The organism is Micromonospora sp. PTRAS2 (genome assembly GCF_054052245.1).
The window spans coordinates 262,496-280,186 of the sequence record NZ_JBSWBU010000005.1 but is presented as its reverse complement, the minus strand read 5'-3'; the positions used below and the strand labels follow the sequence as shown (position 1 = coordinate 280,186).

The following is a 17,691-nucleotide window of genomic DNA, read 5'->3' as shown; positions in this document are numbered from 1 at the left end:
GCCCCGGCCTGCCGCCCGGCTCGTAACCCGGGGCGTCTCGCCTCGTTGGACCAGACCTAGTCGCCGTTATCGGCACCCGTCGCGAACGGGCGTCGCCCGCACCGGGCAGCGCCGTTCGCAGAGGAGACGACAAGGACACGGTCGTGGGCAACCTTCGCATCGCCATCCTGCTGCGCACCGCCGAGGGCTGCCTCTGGACGCTTCCCCAGATCGACGAGCTACGGCGGCGGGACCACGAGGTGATCGCGATCCTCCCGGCGGGGCCGGGCGCGTTGCGGGATCAGTTGCGGGCGCGCGGCGTCGAGACGCTGGACTCCCCGTTCGACTTCCGGTTCCGCCCCACGCCGGGGACGGTGCGAGGGCTGTGGCGACTGCGCCGGCTGCTGCGCGGGCTACGGCCGGACGTCCTGAACTACCACCTGTACGCGGCGGCCCTGGCCGCCCGGGTAGCGGCGTTCCGGCTTCCGCTGCGCCGGGTGCACATGGTCGCCGGGCCGCTCTACCTGGAGTCGCCGGTGGTCCGTCCCGTGGAGCGCCTGCTGTGGCGGCTGGACGACCTCATCATCTGCTGCACGCAGCACATCTCCACGCACTACCAGGCCCTCGGCTGCCCGGCCGAGCGGCGGCCGGTGGCCCAGTACGGGGTCGACCTGGGCCACTTCGACCCCGCCCGGGTGGCGTCGGGCCCCGCCGCCTCGGCCCGCGCCTCGGCCCGGGCGGAACTCGGCCTCGACGACGACGTGTTCGTCGCGCTCATGGTGGCGAACACGTACACGCCGAAGCGGATCGCGTTCCCCGGCCAGAACATCAAGGGCCACGACGTCCTGCTGGAGGCGTGGCGCGACTTCCACGCCGCGCATCCACGGTCGCGGCTGCTGATGGTGGGGGTGGGCTTCACCGAGGCCGGCGAGGCGCACCGCAGACGGCTGATGGACATGTTCGCCGACGACCGGAGCGTGGTGTGGTTGGGCCGCCTGCCCGACCTGCGCCCCTACTTCCTGGCCGCCGACGTCAACGTGACACCGTCGCTGTCGGAGGGCAGCAACGGGGTAGTGCGCGAGGCGTCCGCCATGGGCTGTCCCAGCGTCGTCAGTGACGCCGGAGGGCTGCCCGAGGCGGTGGACGACAGCTTCGCCTGGATCGTGCCGCGGGGCGACCCGGCCGCCCTGCGGGAGGCGCTCTCGGCCGCCCACCGCGCCTTCGCCGCCGGGGATCTTGCCGCCATGGGTCGTCGCGCGCGGGAGCACGCGCTGCGGGCGTTCGACCGCACGGCGGCGGCGGAGGCCGTGGCCGACATGATGACGCGCCGTCGTCCCCGGGACCGCGCCGCCGACGTGCCGGTTCCGTAACGTCCACGCGCGATCTCGGTTAACTGGGTGTAAGCGCCACGGATCACCACGTACCTGTCGCCCGGAGGCCCTGATGGTGGACCAGTACTGCGAAGGCCGACCTGCCAGCCGGCGGATCCACCTCTCCCCGCCCGACGTCGGTCCTGCCGAGGAGGCCCTCGTCGTCGCGGCGATGCGGTCGGGTTGGGTGGCACCGGCCGGTCCCGACCTGGACGCCTTCGAGCGTGAGGTGGCCGAGCGGGTGGGCTGCGGGCACGCGGTGGGGGTCAGTAGCGGGACGGCCGCGCTGCATCTCGCCCTGCTCGCGGTCGGCGCGGGGCCCGGGACGGTCGTGGTGGTGCCGACGCTGACGTTCGTGGCGACGGCCAACGCGGTGACGTACACCGGCGCGGAGCCGGTCTTCGTCGACTGTGACCCGGCGACCGGGAACCTGGACGTCGACCTGCTGCCCGACCTGCTCGACGACCTGCGCCGCCGGGGCCGGCGGATCGCCGCCGTGGTGGCGGTGGACATCAACGGCGCCTGCGCCGACTACGCCCGGCTGCTGCCGGTCTGCGCGGCGGCGGGCGTGCCGGTGGTCGAGGACTCGGCCCAGGCCCTCGGCTCCACGTACCAGGGGCGGTACGCCGGGAGTTTCGGGCGGGTGGGCATCTTCTCGTTCAACGGCAACAAGATCATGACGACGTCGAGCGGCGGCATGCTGGTCTCCGAGGACTCCGGGCTGATCAGCCGCGCCCGGCGGCTCTCGACGCAGGCCCGCGAGCCGGTGGCGCACTACGAGCACCGCGATGTCGGCTACAACTACCGGCTGAGCAACGTGCTCGCAGCCCTCGGCCGGGCCCAGTTGCGCCGCCTCGACGGGATGATCGAACGGCGGCGCGCGATGCGGGAACACTACGCCAAGGTCTTCGCCTCGGTGCCGGGTACGCGCATCCTCGGCGACGGCGACGCCGGCTCGAACTGCTGGCTGACCTCGCTCGTGGTGGATCCGGCGACGGCCGGTTGGCGGGCCCGCGACCTCGGTGAACACCTGGCGGCGCACGACATCGAGACCCGGCCCATGTTCAAGCCGATGCACCGGCAGCCGGCCCACCTCGACCGGTGGGCGGTGGTGACCGGGGCGGCGGACCAACTCTTCGCCGGCAGCATCTCGCTGCCCAGCGGGTCCACTCTCCCCGGCGTCGACGCCGACCGCGTCCTCGGGCTGGTCGAGGAGTTCCTCGTCCGGCACCGGTGACCCACCCGGCACCCGGCCGGGCGGCAGCGTGGGGCAGGCGGGCAACGCCGCATCCCCGGCCCGGCCGGGTCCGGTCAGTACGGCCGGGTCCCGGTCAGAACGCGCCGGTCATCCCGCCAGCGCCGGGTCGCACAGGGCCAGTTCCGCCCGGACCTGCGGGAGGGTGAGCAGCAGTTCCATGATCTCCGGCACGTCCAGCCGCCGGGCGGTGGCGGAACTGAGCTCGGGCAGCGCCGGCAGTCCGATCCGGCCCTCGGTGACGTAGGACGCGTAGCTGAGCCGCCTGGCGTCGACCGGCAGCCGGTAGAAGTCGCCGAAGTCCTCGGCGCGGGCCAGCTCCTCGCGGCTGGCCATCGTCTCGAACTGCTTCTCGCCGTGGCGGACGCCGATCACGTCGTACTTCGGGGGCACGTCGAAAAGCTGGCACAGGGCGACGACGAGGTCCCCGACCGTGCAGGCGCCGGCCTTGCGGACGAAGATGTCGCCGGCGTGGGCGTGCTGGAACGCGTGCTCGACCAACTCCACGGAGTCGGCCAGCGACATCATGAACCGGGTCATGTCGGGATCGGTGACGGTGGGCACGACCCCGGCCTTGATCTGCTCGATGAAGATCGGAATCACCGATCCCCGCGAGTACATGACGTTGCCGTACCGGACGCAGGAAACGACCGTCGCGCCGCCCGAGCTGCCCCGGGCGTGGGCCTGCGCCAGCTTCTCCATCATCCCCTTGCTCATGCCCATCGCGCTGACCGGGTGGACCGCCTTGTCGGTGCTCAGCATCACCACGGAGCCGACTCCGTGCCGATCCGCAGCCTCGATCACGTTCGCGCTGCCCACGACGTTGGTCCGGAACGCCTCCAGCGGGAAGAACTCGCAGGAGGGGACCTGCTTGAGCGCCGCGGCGTGGAAGACGAAGTCGACCCCCCGGGTGGCGCGCAGGACGCTGTCGAGGTCTCGGACGTCACCGAGGTGGTAGGAGACCCGGTCGTCGGCGAGGGTTCGGCGCATGACGTCCTGCTTGGCCTCGTCCCGGCTGAGGACGCGCACCTCCGCGACATCGCGGTCCAGCAGCCGCCGCACCATCGTCTGGCCGAACGAGCCGGTCCCTCCGGTGATCAGCACACGGCGACCAACAGTCGAGCAAGTCATCCAAGTTCTCCCATTTCTTGGAGCGGCGCCGGCCTTCCTGGCTCCGCGCAGCAGCCACTGCGGACGGTCACGGGCCGCCGAGCTGCACGGCACCCGGTTCAACGAAGGGTCAGAGTACAGGGAAACGCCAGAAAGGTGCATATTGTCCGCTTCGTCGCCGGTGGTCGACCGCGCGACCTGCCGGCCACCGCCCCCGGTGTTTCGGCCGTGGCCAAGGGGGCGGTCCGGTCGTTCACCGGGAGGGGAGCCCCTTCGCCGCCAGCAGGGACGCCTCCGCCACCGTCCCGCCCGCCCACCGCCCGGAGAAGGACCTCCGCCATGAGTCCACCCAGCAGGTCGCACCGGCTACGCGTCGCGGTGCTGCTCAAGACGAACACCGGCGGCAGGTGGATCCTGCCGCAGGTGGACGAGCTGCGCGGGCGCGGACACGAGGTCGTGGTGATCCTGCCCGCCGGGGACGGGCCGCTCACCGGGGAACTACGGCGACGGGGCGTACGCGTCGCCGAGTCGCCGTTCGACTTCCGGGTCGGCCCCGGCGCCCCCGCCGGCCTGCTCGGCCTGCGGCGGTTGATCCGCCGGCTGGACCCGGACGTGCTCCACTACCACCTGCTCGCCTCCGCCTTCGCCGCCCGGGCCGCCACCGTGGGCCTGGCCCTGCGCCGCGTGCACATGGTGGCCGGACCGGCGTACCTGGAGTCCCGCCCCATCCGCCTCGTCGAGCGGCTGCTGTGGCGGCTCGACGACGCCATCGTCTGCGGCTGCCAGCACGCCTCGAACCGGTACGGGGCGATGGGCTGCCCGCCCCACCGCCGTCCGGTGGCCTCCTACGGGGTGAACACCGAGCGGTTCCGGCCGGACTGGTCGGCCGGTCCGCGCCCTGACGACCACCCGGACCCCGGGTCCGACGGCCACGGCGGTCCGGCGTACGCCGAGGCGCGGGCCAAGGCCCGGGCCGAACTGGGCATCGCCGACGACGTCTTCCTGGCCGTCATGGTCGCCTACGTCTACCCGCCGAGGCGGCTGGTCAACAGGGGACGGGGGATCAAGGGGCACGACGTGCTCCTGCCCGCGTGGCGGCGGTTCCGGTCGACCCACCCGAAGGCGCACCTGTTGATCATCGGTGACGGCTGGGGCGACGCGGGCGAGACCTACCGCCGCCGGCTGCTCGACCGGTTCGACGTCGCGGAGGACCCCGGGATCACCTGGCTCACCGGCGTAGACGACGTACGCCCCTGGTACGCGGCGGCCGACGTCAGCGTCAGCCCCTCCCTCGGCGAGAGCCACGGCGCGGCGGTGGAGGCCGGTGCGATGGCCGTGCCGAGCATCGTCAGCGATGCCGGTGGCCTGCCCGAGACGGTCGACGAGCACAGCGGGTGGATCGTTCCGGCCGACGACGTGCCGGCCCTGACCGACGCGCTCCGCCTCGCGTACCGGGAATTCGATGCCGGACGGCTGCCCCGGCGCGGCCGGGCGGCCCGCAGCCTGATGGTGCGACGGTTCGACAACCGGCGCTCGGCCGTCGCCGTCGCGGACGTCCTCGAATCCGTCGTGGCCACCGGCGGACGCTAGCCACCGGGTCCCTCCGCCGCCGGGCCGCGGGGCGCGACGGCACCCGGCCGCGCCGACGGCGGGCGGTCAGAGCACGAAGGCGTCGGTCCAGAGCGCGCCGGAGCGGCCCGACAGCGCGTCGAGCATCGCGACCGCCTGTCCGTCGGTGAGCTGCGCGACGAAGTCGATGATGGCCCGGCCCCGGGCCCGGCCGATCCGGTCCGGCGTACGCGGGTGCAGCTCCGCCTCGGCCAGCTCGACCAGGTCGTGCAGCCGGCGGGGCAGTCGGGACTCCTCCTCCGGGTCGAGCAGCCACTCCCACAGCGCCTCGACGAGGGTGCCGAGCAGCCGCGCCTGGCCCCGCTGGTGCAGGGCCAGGTCGGGGCGGGCCAGCACGAACCGGTGGTGGACGAACTTGAGCACCTGCACCTCGTGCCACTGGGCCGGGGCGAGCAGCACGTGCCCGGAACGCACCGAGGGTGCCTCGGTCACGGTGATCGCGTCGACGAACCGGGTGGTCCACCGGGCGGAGAACCGCGCCACGTACTGTTCCGCCTCGATCGAGCCGTCGAACGGCAGCGCGAGCAGCCCCTCGACCAGCTCCTGCCGGACGTGCTCGACGGCGGCGGCGAACGCCTCGTCGTCGGCGATCCAGCCGTCCTTGCGGTGCAGTTGCCGGCGCAGCCGCTCGATGGCGGCCCCGGGCCGGCGGCCCACCCCGTCCAGCGCGGGGCCGGTGACCGCCCGCAGGTGATCGCCCTCCCGCTGCCAGGCCATCAGCTCGGCGGCGACGGCGCCCTGCTGGAGCACCCCGACCCGGTAGAAGTCCTCCACGTCGTGGATGGCGTACGCGATGTCGTCGGCGGTGTCCATCACCGACGCCTCGACGGTCTGCTGCCAGTCGGCGATCCGCCCGGCGAACGGCTCCCGGGCCTGGCGCAGGTCGGCCAGCTCCGTGCGGTACGCGCCGAACTTCGCCGACCCGCTGTCCGGGTCGTCGGCGGGCGCGGCGGCGCCCCGGGGCGGCGGGACGAGGTGCCGGGGGTGCGGGTCCGGGTGGTCCAGCCGGGTCCACGGGTACTTCAGCAGGGCCGCCCGGACCGCCGCCGTCAGGTCCAGGCCGGTGGTCGCCGCGCCGCGGATCTCGGTGCTGGTGACGATCCGGTACGACTGGGCGTTGCCCTCGAAGCCGTCGGCGAGGCCCAGCCGCTGGCGGGCCAGCCGGTCGAGCACCCGCTCCCCGAGGTGCCCGAACGGCGGGTGCCCGAGGTCGTGGGCGAGGGCGGCGGCCTCCACCACGTCGGGGTCGCAGCCGCCGAGGGAGTCCAGCAGGTCCCGCCAGCGCTCGTCGGCGGTGAGCCGCTCGGCGATGGCGCGGGCGACCTGGGCCACCTTGAGGCTGTGGGTGAGCCGGTTGTGCACCAGCAGGCCGGAGCCGCCGGGGCTGATCACCTGGGTGACCCCGGCCAGCCGGGCGAAGAAGGGCGAGGCCACGATCCGGTCCCGGTCGGCCCGGAACGGGCTGGCGGCGAGGTCGCCGAGGGCCCGCGCGCTGCCGCCGAAGAGCCGCCGCGCCCGCGGGTCAGCGGGATGTTCCATGATCGCCACGCTAGCGCAGCCGGTGGCGCCGCACGTCGGCTCGGCCCCGGCGGGGGTGCCGCGCGGCGTCGGGGGCGGGCGGCACAATGCAGGGCGGAACCCACACGAAGGCGGATGAAGATCGTGACCCAGTCTGTGCACCAGCGGATCGCCGACGAGCTCGGCGTCGCCGAACGTCAGGTCCGGGCGGCCGTGGAGCTGCTCGACGGCGGCGCCACCGTGCCGTTCATCGCCCGCTACCGCAAGGAGGCCACCGGCCTGCTCGACGACGCCCAGCTGCGCACCCTGGAGGAGCGGCTGCGCTACCTGCGCGAGCTGGACGAGCGCCGCGCCGCGGTGCTGGAGTCCATCCGCGGCCAGGGCAAGCTCGACGAGGCCCTGGAAGCGCAGATCATGGCGGCCGACTCGAAGTCCCGGCTGGAGGACATCTACCTGCCGTTCAAGCCGAAGCGGCGCACCCGGGCGCAGATCGCCCGCGAGGCCGGGCTGGAGCCCCTCGCCGACGCGCTGCTGGCCGACCCGGGCCAGGAGCCGAGGGAGCGGGCCGCCGCGTTCGTCGACGCCGACAGGGGGGTGGCCGACGCCGCCGCCGCGCTGGACGGCGCGCGGGCCATCCTGGTGGAGCGCTTCGCCGAGGACGCCGACCTGATCGGCACGCTGCGCGAGCAGATGTGGTCGCGGGGCCGACTGGTCTCCCGCGTACGCGACGGCCAGGAGTCCGCCGGCGCGAAGTTCTCCGACTACTTCGACTTCGCCGAGCCGTACGCGAAGCTGCCCTCGCACCGGATCCTGGCGATGTTCCGGGGCGAGAAGGAGGGCGTGCTCGACCTGACGATGGACCCGGAGGCCGAGGGCGACTCCGACGCCCCGGTCACCGGCCCGACCCGCTACGAGGCGGCGATCGCCGGCCGGTTCGGGGTGAGTGACCAGGGGCGGCCCGGCGACCGGTGGCTGACCGACACGGTCCGCTGGGCCTGGCGCACCCGGATCCTCATCCACCTCGGGGCGGACCTGCGGATGCGGCTGTGGCAGGCGGCCGAGGAGGAGGCCGTGCGGGTCTTCGCCACCAACCTGCGCGACCTGCTGCTCGCCGCGCCGGCCGGCACCCGGCCGACGATGGGCCTCGACCCGGGCCTGCGCACCGGGGTCAAGGTGGCGGTGGTCGACGCCACCGGCAAGGTGGTCGCCACGGACACGATCTACCCGCACGAGCCGCGCCGGCAGTGGGACGCCTCGATCGACACCCTCGCGCGGCTGGCCGGGGCGCACGGCGTGGAGCTGGTCGCCATCGGCAACGGCACCGCCAGCCGGGAGACCGACAAGCTCGCCGGCGAGCTGATCAAGCGGCACCCGGAGCTGACGCTGACCAAGGTGGTCGTCTCGGAGGCGGGCGCGTCGGTCTACTCGGCGTCGGCGTACGCCTCGCAGGAGCTGCCGGGGCTGGACGTGTCGCTGCGCGGCGCGGTCTCCATCGCCCGCCGGTTGCAGGACCCGCTCGCCGAGCTGGTCAAGATCGACCCCCGCTCGATCGGCGTGGGCCAATACCAGCACGACCTGTCCGAGGTGAAGCTCTCCCGCTCCCTCGACGCGGTGGTGGAGGACTGCGTGAACGCCGTCGGCGTCGACGTCAACACCGCCTCCGCGCCGCTGCTCACCCGGGTCTCCGGCATCGGGGCGGGGCTCGCGGAGAACATCGTGCTGCACCGGGACGCCAACGGCCCGTTCCGGTCCCGGGCCGAGCTGAAGAAGGTGTCCCGGCTCGGCCCGAAGGCGTTCGAGCAGTGCGCGGGCTTCCTGCGCATCCCCGGCGGCGACGACCCGCTCGACTCCTCCAGCGTGCACCCGGAGGCGTACCCGGTGGTCCGCCGGATCCTGGCCCGCACCGGCCAGGACCTGCGCTCCCTGATCGGGCAGAGCGCCATCCTGCGCGGGCTGCGGGCCACCGACTTCGTCGACGACACGTTCGGCCTGCCGACCGTCACCGACATCCTGACGGAGCTGGAGAAGCCCGGCCGGGATCCGCGCCCGGAGTTCCGCACCGCCACGTTCGTCGACGGCGTGGAGAAGATCTCCGACCTGACCCCCGGCATGATCCTGGAGGGCGTGGTCACCAACGTGGCGGCGTTCGGCGCGTTCGTCGACGTCGGCGTGCACCAGGACGGCCTGGTGCACGTCTCGGCGATGTCCCGCACGTTCGTCAAGGACCCGCGCGACGTGGTGAAGTCCGGCGACGTGGTCCGGGTGAAGGTGCTCGACGTCGACGTGCCGCGCAAGCGGATCTCCCTGACGCTGCGGCTCGACGACGAGACGCCCGCCGGCGGGCAGGGCGGCGACGGGCAGGGCGGCGGGCAACGCGGCAGCGCAGGACAAGGCGGCGGGCAACGCGGCAGCGCAGGACAAGGCGGCGGGCAACGCGGCGGAGGACAGCGCGGCGGACAGGGCGGTGGAGGACAGGGCGGCGGCGGACAGCGCGGCGGCGGGCAGGACGGCCCGCGCGGCGACCGGGGCGGCTCGCGCGGCGGGCAGCCGCAGCGGCAGGGGCGCGGGGGCGGCAGAGCCCCGGCACCGGCCAACGACGCCATGGCGGACGCGCTGCGCCGCGCCGGCCTGGCCTGAGGTTGCGGAGGCGCCGCCGAGCTGGTGTCGTGACCGACTCGGCTCGGCGGCGTGACCGGGGACGCGGGCCCATGACACGGGCGCGTGACCGCGCGCGTACCGTCGGCGGCGTGGGTGAGGACGACGACCTTCGGTGGCGGGAGCGGCAGCGGCACGCGGTGCGGGCGCATGCGGCGGCCGACGCCGAACAGCGCGCCGCGGAGCAGGCGGAGGCCGCGGAGCTGGTGGCCCGGTTCGCCGCCGAGGCGCTGCGGCGCGGGCTGCGCAGCGAGCCGCTGCGGGCGGTCGGCTACGACGGTCGCGGCCACTACCGCACCCGGATCACCGGCTGGTACGTGGACCGGGCCCGCACCCGCGCCGTGGACACCGAGGGTCGCTTCTATCTGCTCGCCGTGCCGCGCAGCCTGCGGGCGCGGTTGTTCGGGGCGGAGCCGGAGCCCACCCCGCCGCCGCTGGTGGTCGGGCGCGGCGGCCGGGACGGCGAGTCGGTGCCCCTGGCGACCCTGCTCAGCCTGCGTCTCGAGGCGGGCGACGACTGGCGGTGAGCCGCGCCGCGCGGCCGGACCGCGGCCGGGGCACGCTGCCTGCGAACCGCCGTTGCACCCAGCGCCACCAGCAGAGCTGCACGACCAGGGTGAGCAGGCCGGCCAGCACGATGGCGGTCAGGTTGATCACGAGTTGGAGGGCGGAGCCCGCCGCCTCCCGCCACACCCCGTAGGCGGCGGCGACCGCGACGTTCGCGGCGGCCGGCACGGTGGTGACCGAGATCAGCACGCCGACGAGCGAGCCGGACTTCTTCGAGGTCAGCGAGAGCATCCCGGCCACGCCGGCCAGCAGGCCGACCACCCAGGACAGCGCGTCGGGCCGCCAGATGAAGTCGGTCAGCGGCCGGTCGGCCAGCAGCATCCCCCGGTCCACCAGCCCGGCGGCGGTCAGCGCCCAGGTGCTCAGCACGGTGGCCAGCATGGCAGCGAGAAAGCCCACCACGAGGGCCTGCACCGAACGGCCGACGACGGCGGGCCGGCGACGCAGCAACGCCACGCAGAGGGCGGCGAGCGGGCCGAACTCGGGGCCGACCACCATCGCACCGACGATCAGGATCGGCTGGTCGAGCAGCACACCGATGCCGGCGATCATGGTGGCCACCACGATCAGCACCAGGAACGTCGCGGAGAGTTCGGTCTGCTCGCCGGTCTTCGCGGCGATCTCGTCCCAGACGACCGCGTCCGTACCGCTGCCCGGGGCCTCCTCGGCGGCCCGGTCCGCGGCGGCGGACAGCGTCAGCTCCACGTCGTCGGCGGCGATGCCGCCGCGCGCCTCGACGCCGAGTCGTTGCAGGTCGTGCAGGACGACGTCGGCCCGCTCGCGGACCACGTCGCACAAGACGAGGTCACCCGGGGGCCGGCGGGCCGCGCCGGGCAGGACCGCCAGGTGGGTCACGCCCGGGTCCGCGCCGAGCAGGTCCACCACGGCCGACGACTGGTCCCGGGGCACGATCACCCGCAGATGCAGCACAGCTCGCTCCCCAGGAGATGGGCCGGGCCCTACGCCCCGCGCAGCACCATACCCGTCCGGCGTTCCGCGCGCCGCCGGCCGTGGCCGTAACGCGACACGTGGCCCCGGGGTTAGTGGGATGAGGACCGCGAGCGGGCGGGGTTGCGTCGTCGGTCCGACCGGAGACGAAGGGGTCGACGTTGGCCAACCCAGCGCCGGGCGGCCGGTGGTCCGGCCTGTCGAAGGTGAGCTGGTTCCTCGCCGGCCTGGCCATGACCTCGCTCGCGCAGTGGACGATCGTCACGGTGCTCGCCCGGGCCGGCAGCCCCGGCCTGGTGGGCCAGTACGCCCTCGGTCTCGCCGTCGGCGCGCCGGTCGTCCTGGTCTGCGGGCTCGGACTGCAGCCGGTCCTGGTCACCGACGTGGCCAGCCGGTTCACGTTCCACGAATACCTGCGGCTGCGGCTGGCCGGGATGGCGGTGGCGCTCCTCGCGATCGGCGTCGTCGCGTACTCGATGGGCTCGGGGGGTGGGCCTGTCGTCTTCCTCGTCGGCGTGGCGAAGGCGCTCGACGCCGTCGGCGAGATCTACTTCGGCATCCTGCAACGCCGTCGCGCGATGCGTACCGTCGGGTTGTCGATGGCCCTCAACGCCGCGCTCTCGGTCGTCGTCACCACGGGCCTGCTCCTGGCGACCGGCAGCGTCGCCGTCGCGGCCCTCGGCTCGGTCGCCGGTTCGGCGCTCGGCTCCGTCGCCTACCCCCGGTGGGTGGTCCGTCCGGACCTACGGCGGGCCGGCGGAGCGGGCGGGAGTCAGGGGCTGCGCCGACAGCGGCGGCTGTTCGCCACCGCCCTGCCCGTCGGCTTCGCCTACAGCCTCACCTCGTTCACGAGCAACGTGCCGATGTACGTCGTGCAGCACGAGTTGGGCACGCAGGCCCTGGGGGTGTTCGCCGCGCTGAGCTACGCGACGATGGCGGCGAACCTCCTCTACGCCGCGATGTACCAGGTGCTCCTGCACCGGATGGCCGAACTGTCGGGCGCGGGGCAGCTGCGGGCGCTGCGCGTCCTGGTCGCCCGGCTCGTGCTGGGCTCGCTGCTGTTCGGGCTGGCGGGCGCGTTGGTCGCCCGGGTGGCCGGCGAGGCGGTGCTGGGGCTGCTCTACGGGCGCGACTACTCCCGGCACTGGCCCGTGCTGGTCGTCCTCGCGTTGGGCATCGGGGCCAGCGGCGCGCTGTACTTCGTCAACGCCGCGCTGCTGGCACTGCACCGCTTCCAGCACCACCTGACGGCGACCCTGCCCACGCTCGGGCTCGTCGCGGTGGCGAGCCTGCTGCTGGTCCCCCGGCACGGGCTGATCGGCGCGGCGTCAGCCGTCGTCCTGGCGCTGGTGGTGGAGGCCGTCACCAAGGCGCTGCTGCTGCGCCACGCGCTGGTCGGGGCGATAGGCGGGTCCGGCGTGCCGCGCGACGAGGAGCCACCGGACCTGCCATCCGCAGGACCGGTGGCACCGGAACGAAGTACCGTACCGAAAGTCACCACTTGACCACGTAATCGACATTCTGGACAGTGAGCTACCGATGACCTGCCTCGCCATCGTCACGGAGTACCGATTCATCCGCACTCCCGACAAGCGGGTGTGGATCGGGGTCGGCCCGGAGTACGACATCTGGACCCGCTACCTCGCGGCCTTCGACCGGGTCCGGGTGATCGCCCGGGTGCAGGACGTCCAGGAACGGCCGGCGGGGGTAGCCCGGGTCGACGGCCCGGGCGTCGAGGTGTGGCCGCTGCCGTACTACGTGGGGGCGGGCGGGTTCCTCACCCGGGCACCGCGGATCCGGCGTACGGCGCTGGAGGGCACCAGGGACGCCGACGTCGTCATGCTCCGGGTCCCCTCCCCCATCGCCAACACGATCAGCGGCCACTTCGACCGGCAACGACGGCCCTACTGCCTGGAGGTCGTCGGCGACCCCGACGCCGTGTTGTCGCGCGGAGTCGTCGACCACCCGCTGCGTCCCGTCCTGCGCCGCTGGGCCACCGCCGCGATGCGGCGGCAGTGCCGGCTGGCGGCGGCGGCCGTGTACGAGACCGGGCACACCCTCCAGGCGCGGTACCCGGCGCGGGACGGATCTCTCAGCGAGGGCATCTCCTCCGTCGAACTGCCTCGCGCCGCCTTCGCGGCCGCTCCCCGGACGCACGACGCCCCGCCGGAGCGGGCGGTCCTGATCTCGGTCGGCACGCTCGACCAGTTGTACAAGGGCATCGACACCCTCATCGAGGCGCTGGCCCTCCTCCGCGACGGCGCGACGACGCACCGGCTCGTGCACGTCGGCCGGGGCCGGTACCTCCCGACGCTGCGCCGGCTCGCCGAGGAGCGGGGCGTCGCCGACCGGGTCGAGTTCGCCGGCTGGCTGCCCACCTCCGACGATCTCAGGCAGCGGCTCGACCAGGCCGACCTCTTCGTCATGCCGTCGCGCACCGAAGGGCTGCCCCGGGCCCTGATCGAGGCCATGGCCCGGGGTCTGCCCGCGATCGGCTCGGCCGTCGGTGGGATCCCCGAACTGCTGCCGCCCGACTGCCTGGTGCGGTCGGGCGACCCCGCCGCGCTGGCGGAGGCCCTGCGGGGGATGCTGTCCGACCCGCGGCGGCTGACCGAGGCGTCGGCGCGCAACCTCGCCGCCGCCCGCGCGTTCGGGGCGGACGTGCTGGCCGCCCGGCGTACCACCTTCTACCGCTCCCTGCGCCACCTCGGGGCCGCCCACGCCGCGCGGGCGGGCAGGCCCGCCGGCCGCTGAGGGACCCGGGAGCACGCCCCGCCCGAGGATGTCCGGGCGCGGGGCACGCCGCCGGGCGGGGCGGGGCGTGCGTCCGACACCTGCTCGCCGAGACGCGGTCGGTGCGGCCACTTTGGCCATTGGTCGCTTCTATTGTGATCAAAACTGATAAAAGTGGTATATCGCATTAATCGTCACAGGAGTCCACCATGAACGCTCGCCGCCCCGCATTCCGGCCTCGTGCCACGTCCCCGAGTGAGCCGACGTGACGGGCCGGATCGCGCTGTTCCAGCCCGATGTCGGCCCGCTCGAGGAGTCCTTCCTGCTGCGCGCCTTCCGTTCCGGCTGGCCGGGGCCGGCAGGCCCCGAGACGGAGGCGTTCGAGGCCGAGATCGCCGGGCGGGCGGGGGTCCGGCACGCCGTCGGGGTCAACTCGGGGACGGCCGCGCTGCACCTGGCGCTGCTCGCCTGCGGCGCGGGACCCGGCACGGTCGTCGTGGTGCCGACGCTCACCTTCGCCGCGACGGCCAACGCGGCCGTCTACACCGGGGCCCGGCCCGTCTTCATCGACAGCGACCCCGCCACCGGCAACGTCGACCCGGACCTGCTGGCCGACCTGCTCGACCGCCTGGCCGCCGCCGGCACCCGGGTCGCCGCCGTGATGTCGGTCGACCTCAACGGCACCTGTGCGGACTACTCACGGCTGCGCCCGATCTGCCGGGCAGCCGGAGTGCCCCTGGTGGAGGACGCCGCCCAGGCCCTCGGGTCGACCCGGCAGGGCGAGCCGGCCGGGTCCTTCGGCGAGCTCGGCACGTTCTCCTTCAGCTGGAACAAGGTCATCACCACCTCGGCGGGCGGGATGGTGGTGACGGACGACGCGGCGCTCGCGGCCCGCTGCCGGCACCTGTCGACCCAGGCCCGCGAGCCGGTGACGCACTACGAGCACCGGGACGTGGGCTACAACTACCGGCTGAGCAACCTGCTCGCCGCCGTCGGCCGGGCGCAGTTGCGCCGGCTCGACGAGATGATCGAGCGCCGCCGCCGGCTACGGGAGCGGTACGCGAAGCTGTTCGCCGCCGTCCCCGGCACCCGGATCGTCGGCGACGGCGACCCCGGGGCCAACTGCTGGCTGACGTCGGTGGTGGTGGACCCGGAGGTGGCCGGCTGGGGGGCGGAGCACCTGGGCCGCCGCCTGGCCCAGCGGGGCATCGAGACGCGGCCGATGTGGAAGCCGATGCACCGCCAGCCGGTCTTCGCCGGCCACGACGCCGTGGTCACCGGCGTCGCCGACCGGCTCTTCGCGCGCAGCATCTCGCTGCCCAGCGGATCGAGCCTGACCGACGCCGACACCGACCGGCTCGTCGAGGTGCTCGAAGAATTCCTGGAGGAACGCGGATGAACCGACATCGCTACGAGCGGATAAAGCGCGTCCTGGACGTGACCGTGGCGGCCCTGGTGCTCGTCCTGGCCGCCCCGGTGATGGGGGCGACGGCCCTGGCCATCGCCCTGACGATGGGTCGGCCGGTCCTGTTCCGCCAGGCCCGCCCCGGGCTGCACGGCGAGCTGTTCGAGCTGGTCAAGTTCCGGTCCATGCGGACCGACGGCGACCCACTGTCCCCCATCCAGGACGCCGGGCGGATCACCCCGCTGGGCCGTTGGCTGCGGGCCACGAGCCTGGACGAGCTGCCCTCCCTGTGGAACGTGCTGCGGGGCGACATGAGCCTCGTCGGGCCGCGTCCCCTGCTGCCGCAGTACGTGCCGCGCTACACCGCCGAGCAGTTCCGCCGCCACGAGGTCCGCCCGGGGGTCACCGGCCTGCAACAGGTACGCGGACGCAACGCCCTCGCCTGGGAGGAGCGTTTCGTGCTCGACGTCTGGTACGTCGAGCACCGCAGCCTCCTGCTGGACCTGCGCATTCTCGCCTGGACGGTGGTCACCGTGCTGCGCCGCGACGGCATCACGGCGCCCGGCAGCGCGACCGCCCACGAGTACCGGGGCGTCCCGGTGCCCGACCGCACGCGGGAGCCCGCCCGGTGAGCCCGGAGCTGGTGATCGTCGGGTGCGGCGGCCACGGCCGGGAGATCCTCGGCATCGTCCGGGCCATCAACGAGGCGGCCCGCGGCGGCCCGGTCTGGCACGTGCGGGGGTTCGTCGACGACGACCCGACCGAGGTGAACCGCAAGCGGGTGCAGCGGCTCGGCGTGCCGTGGCTCGGCCCGGTGTCGTCCCTGGCCGACGCCGGGGGCGCGCACGTGGTGATCGGCGTCGGCGATCCCCGGGCGCGCGGGCGGGTCGCCCGCCGGGTCGACTCGTACGGGCTGCCGGCGGCGGTGCTGGTCCACCCGGACGCCACCCTCGGCGCGGACGCCCGCGTCGGCGAGGGGACGGTGCTGTTCGCCGGTGCCCGGGTGACCACCAACGTGACGCTGGGCCGGCACGTGCACCTGAACCAGAACGCGGCGGTCGGCCACGACTGCGTGTTCGGCGACCACGTCTCGGTCAATCCGCTCGCCGCCGTCTCCGGCGACTGCCGGCTCGACTCGGACGTGCTGATCGGGGCGGGCGCGGTGGTCCTGCAGGGACTCCGGGTGGGCGCGGGCGCGACCGTGGGTGCGGCGGCCTGCGTGGTGCGTGACGTGCCGGCCGGCGTGGTGGTGAAGGGGGTGCCGGCGAGGTGAGGGTCGTCGTCACCACCGAGTACCGCTACGCCGCCACGCCCGACGGTCGGGTCTGGACTACGCACGCGCACGGCTACGACATCTGGCGGCGCTACCTCACGGCCTTCGACGAGGTGCGCGTCGTGGCCCGGGTGGCCGCGCAGCCCCAGGTGCCGGAGAACGCGCTGCGGGTCGACGGTCCCGGGGTCACGGTGCACCCGGTGCCGCACTATGTCGGGCCGCAGCAGTACCTGCGCCAGCGGGTGCCCATCGGCCGCGCCATGGCGACCGCCGCCGGAGACGACGACGCGGTGATCCTGCGGGTGCCCTCCGCGCTGGGATCCCTGCTGGCCGGCGTCCGCCGCCGACACGGCCTGCCCTACGCGCTGGAGGTCGTGGGCGACCCGTACGACGTGCTCGCGCCGGGGGTGGTCCGGCATCCGCTACGGCCCCTGCTGCGCCAGCGCTTCGCGACCCGGCTGCGCCGCGAATGCGGCTCGGCGGTCGCCGTCTCCTACGTGACGGCGGACTATCTCCAGGCCCGCTACCCGGCCGCCCCCCACGCGCCGACGGTCAACGTGTCGAGCATCGACCTGCCGCCCGAGGCGTTCGCCGCCGCACCGCGTGCCGTCCGGGCCGATGCCGGGGGCGACCGCACGCTCATCTCGATCGGGACGCTGGACCAGCTCTACAAGGGCGTCGACACGCTCATCGAGGCGGTGGCCCGGCTGGTGTCGCGCGGGGTCGACGTCCGGCTCGTCCACGCCGGCACCGGGCGGTTCGCCGGGCACCTGGCGGCCCTGGCCGAGGCGCGGGGCGTCGCCGACCGGGTGACGTTCGCCGGCTGGGTGGCCCCGGGCGCACCGTTGTACGCCCACCTCGACGCGGCCGACCTGGCGGTCGTCCCGTCGCGGACCGAAGGGCTGCCCCGCGCGCTGATCGAGGCCATGGCCCGCGCGCTGCCGGCGATCGGCACCGCCGTCGGCGGGATCCCGGAGCTGCTGGCGCCCGAGGACCTGGTGGGCCCCGACGACCCGGCGGCGCTGGCGGAGGCGATCGCCCGGATGCTGGCCGACCCGGACCGGATGGCGCTCGCCTCGGCCCGCAACCTCGCCCACGCCCGGCGCTACTCCCGCGACTCCCTGGAGCCCCGGCGGCACGCCTTCTACCAGTCGGTACGCGAGGCCACGGCCCGGCGGTGAGCGGTGCGCCCACCGGTGGCCGCCCGCTCGCGGCCGGGCCGCCAGGTGCGGCCCGGCCGACGCCACGG

The 17,691-nt window shown here is 74.3% G+C and carries 14 protein-coding genes; 11 read left to right on the top strand and 3 right to left on the bottom strand.

Annotated elements, in window-relative coordinates; genetic code table 11:
* Nucleotides 1–143: 143 nt before the first annotated feature.
* A complete protein-coding gene (locus ACVMYR_RS19050) occupies nt 144–1,349 on the top strand; it encodes a glycosyltransferase family 4 protein (RefSeq protein WP_077937147.1) in 1,206 nt (401 codons plus the stop codon).
* Nucleotides 1,350–1,422: 73 nt separating this feature from the next.
* Nucleotides 1,423–2,586, top strand: coding sequence for a DegT/DnrJ/EryC1/StrS family aminotransferase (locus ACVMYR_RS19045; protein ID WP_077937146.1), 1,164 nt, complete (start codon nt 1,423–1,425; stop codon nt 2,584–2,586).
* Between the two features lie 108 nt (nt 2,587–2,694).
* Here the strand turns inward: ACVMYR_RS19045 and ACVMYR_RS19040 are convergent, their stop codons facing one another.
* On the bottom strand, nt 2,695–3,708 hold the full coding sequence (locus ACVMYR_RS19040) for a polysaccharide biosynthesis protein (protein WP_308291144.1): 1,014 nt from the start codon (nt 3,706–3,708) through the stop codon (nt 2,695–2,697).
* Between the two features lie 345 nt (nt 3,709–4,053).
* On the opposite strand from ACVMYR_RS19040, the gene ACVMYR_RS19035 reads away from it, so the two are divergent.
* Nucleotides 4,054–5,304, top strand: coding sequence for a glycosyltransferase family 4 protein (locus tag ACVMYR_RS19035; protein WP_077937135.1), 1,251 nt, complete (start codon nt 4,054–4,056; stop codon nt 5,302–5,304).
* A gap of 66 nt (nt 5,305–5,370) precedes the next feature.
* Here the strand turns inward: ACVMYR_RS19035 and ACVMYR_RS19030 are convergent, their stop codons facing one another.
* On the bottom strand, nt 5,371–6,882 hold the full coding sequence (locus ACVMYR_RS19030; protein ID WP_457122345.1) for a deoxyguanosinetriphosphate triphosphohydrolase family protein: 1,512 nt from the start codon (nt 6,880–6,882) through the stop codon (nt 5,371–5,373).
* 123 nt (nt 6,883–7,005) lie between these two features.
* Here ACVMYR_RS19030 and ACVMYR_RS19025 point away from each other — a divergent pair, with 123 nt between their 5' ends.
* Complete coding sequence (locus tag ACVMYR_RS19025) at nt 7,006–9,498, top strand: Tex family protein (protein ID WP_457122344.1); 2,493 nt, start codon at nt 7,006–7,008, stop codon at nt 9,496–9,498.
* A 71-nt stretch (nt 9,499–9,569) separates the two neighbouring features.
* On the top strand, nt 9,570–10,043 hold the full coding sequence (locus ACVMYR_RS19020) for a hypothetical protein (RefSeq protein ID WP_077937134.1): 474 nt from the start codon (nt 9,570–9,572) through the stop codon (nt 10,041–10,043).
* Here ACVMYR_RS19020 and ACVMYR_RS19015 read toward each other — a convergent pair.
* Complete coding sequence (locus ACVMYR_RS19015; protein ID WP_077937133.1) at nt 10,006–11,013, bottom strand: DUF389 domain-containing protein; 1,008 nt, start codon at nt 11,011–11,013, stop codon at nt 10,006–10,008. The two genes, ACVMYR_RS19020 and ACVMYR_RS19015, sit on opposite strands and share 38 nt — an antisense overlap.
* Nucleotides 11,014–11,192: 179 nt before the next feature.
* Here ACVMYR_RS19015 and ACVMYR_RS19010 point away from each other — a divergent pair, with 179 nt between their 5' ends.
* The 6 genes from ACVMYR_RS19010 to ACVMYR_RS18985 all read left to right on the top strand — a co-directional run bounded on the left by ACVMYR_RS19010 (nt 11,193) and on the right by ACVMYR_RS18985 (nt 17,623).
* Nucleotides 11,193–12,536: a lipopolysaccharide biosynthesis protein gene (locus ACVMYR_RS19010; protein WP_077937132.1), complete on the top strand. Its 1,344-nt coding sequence runs from the start codon at nt 11,193–11,195 to the stop codon at nt 12,534–12,536.
* A gap of 34 nt (nt 12,537–12,570) precedes the next feature.
* The gene (locus ACVMYR_RS19005; RefSeq protein WP_077937131.1) at nt 12,571–13,785 is read left to right on the top strand and encodes a glycosyltransferase; all 1,215 of its coding nucleotides are present in this window, start codon (nt 12,571–12,573) and stop codon (nt 13,783–13,785) included.
* A gap of 244 nt (nt 13,786–14,029) precedes the next feature.
* The gene (locus ACVMYR_RS19000; RefSeq protein ID WP_077937130.1) at nt 14,030–15,163 is read left to right on the top strand and encodes a DegT/DnrJ/EryC1/StrS family aminotransferase; all 1,134 of its coding nucleotides are present in this window, start codon (nt 14,030–14,032) and stop codon (nt 15,161–15,163) included.
* Nucleotides 15,160–15,801: a sugar transferase gene (locus tag ACVMYR_RS18995; RefSeq protein ID WP_077937129.1), complete on the top strand. Its 642-nt coding sequence runs from the start codon at nt 15,160–15,162 to the stop codon at nt 15,799–15,801. Before ACVMYR_RS19000 ends, ACVMYR_RS18995 begins: the two co-directional genes overlap by 4 nt.
* Nucleotides 15,798–16,442: a NeuD/PglB/VioB family sugar acetyltransferase gene (locus ACVMYR_RS18990; protein WP_077937128.1), complete on the top strand. Its 645-nt coding sequence runs from the start codon at nt 15,798–15,800 to the stop codon at nt 16,440–16,442. Before ACVMYR_RS18995 ends, ACVMYR_RS18990 begins: the two co-directional genes overlap by 4 nt.
* On the top strand, nt 16,439–17,623 hold the full coding sequence (locus ACVMYR_RS18985; RefSeq protein WP_077937127.1) for a glycosyltransferase: 1,185 nt from the start codon (nt 16,439–16,441) through the stop codon (nt 17,621–17,623). The genes ACVMYR_RS18990 and ACVMYR_RS18985 overlap by 4 nt, the downstream gene beginning before the upstream one ends.
* Nucleotides 17,624–17,691: the final 68 nt, after the last annotated feature.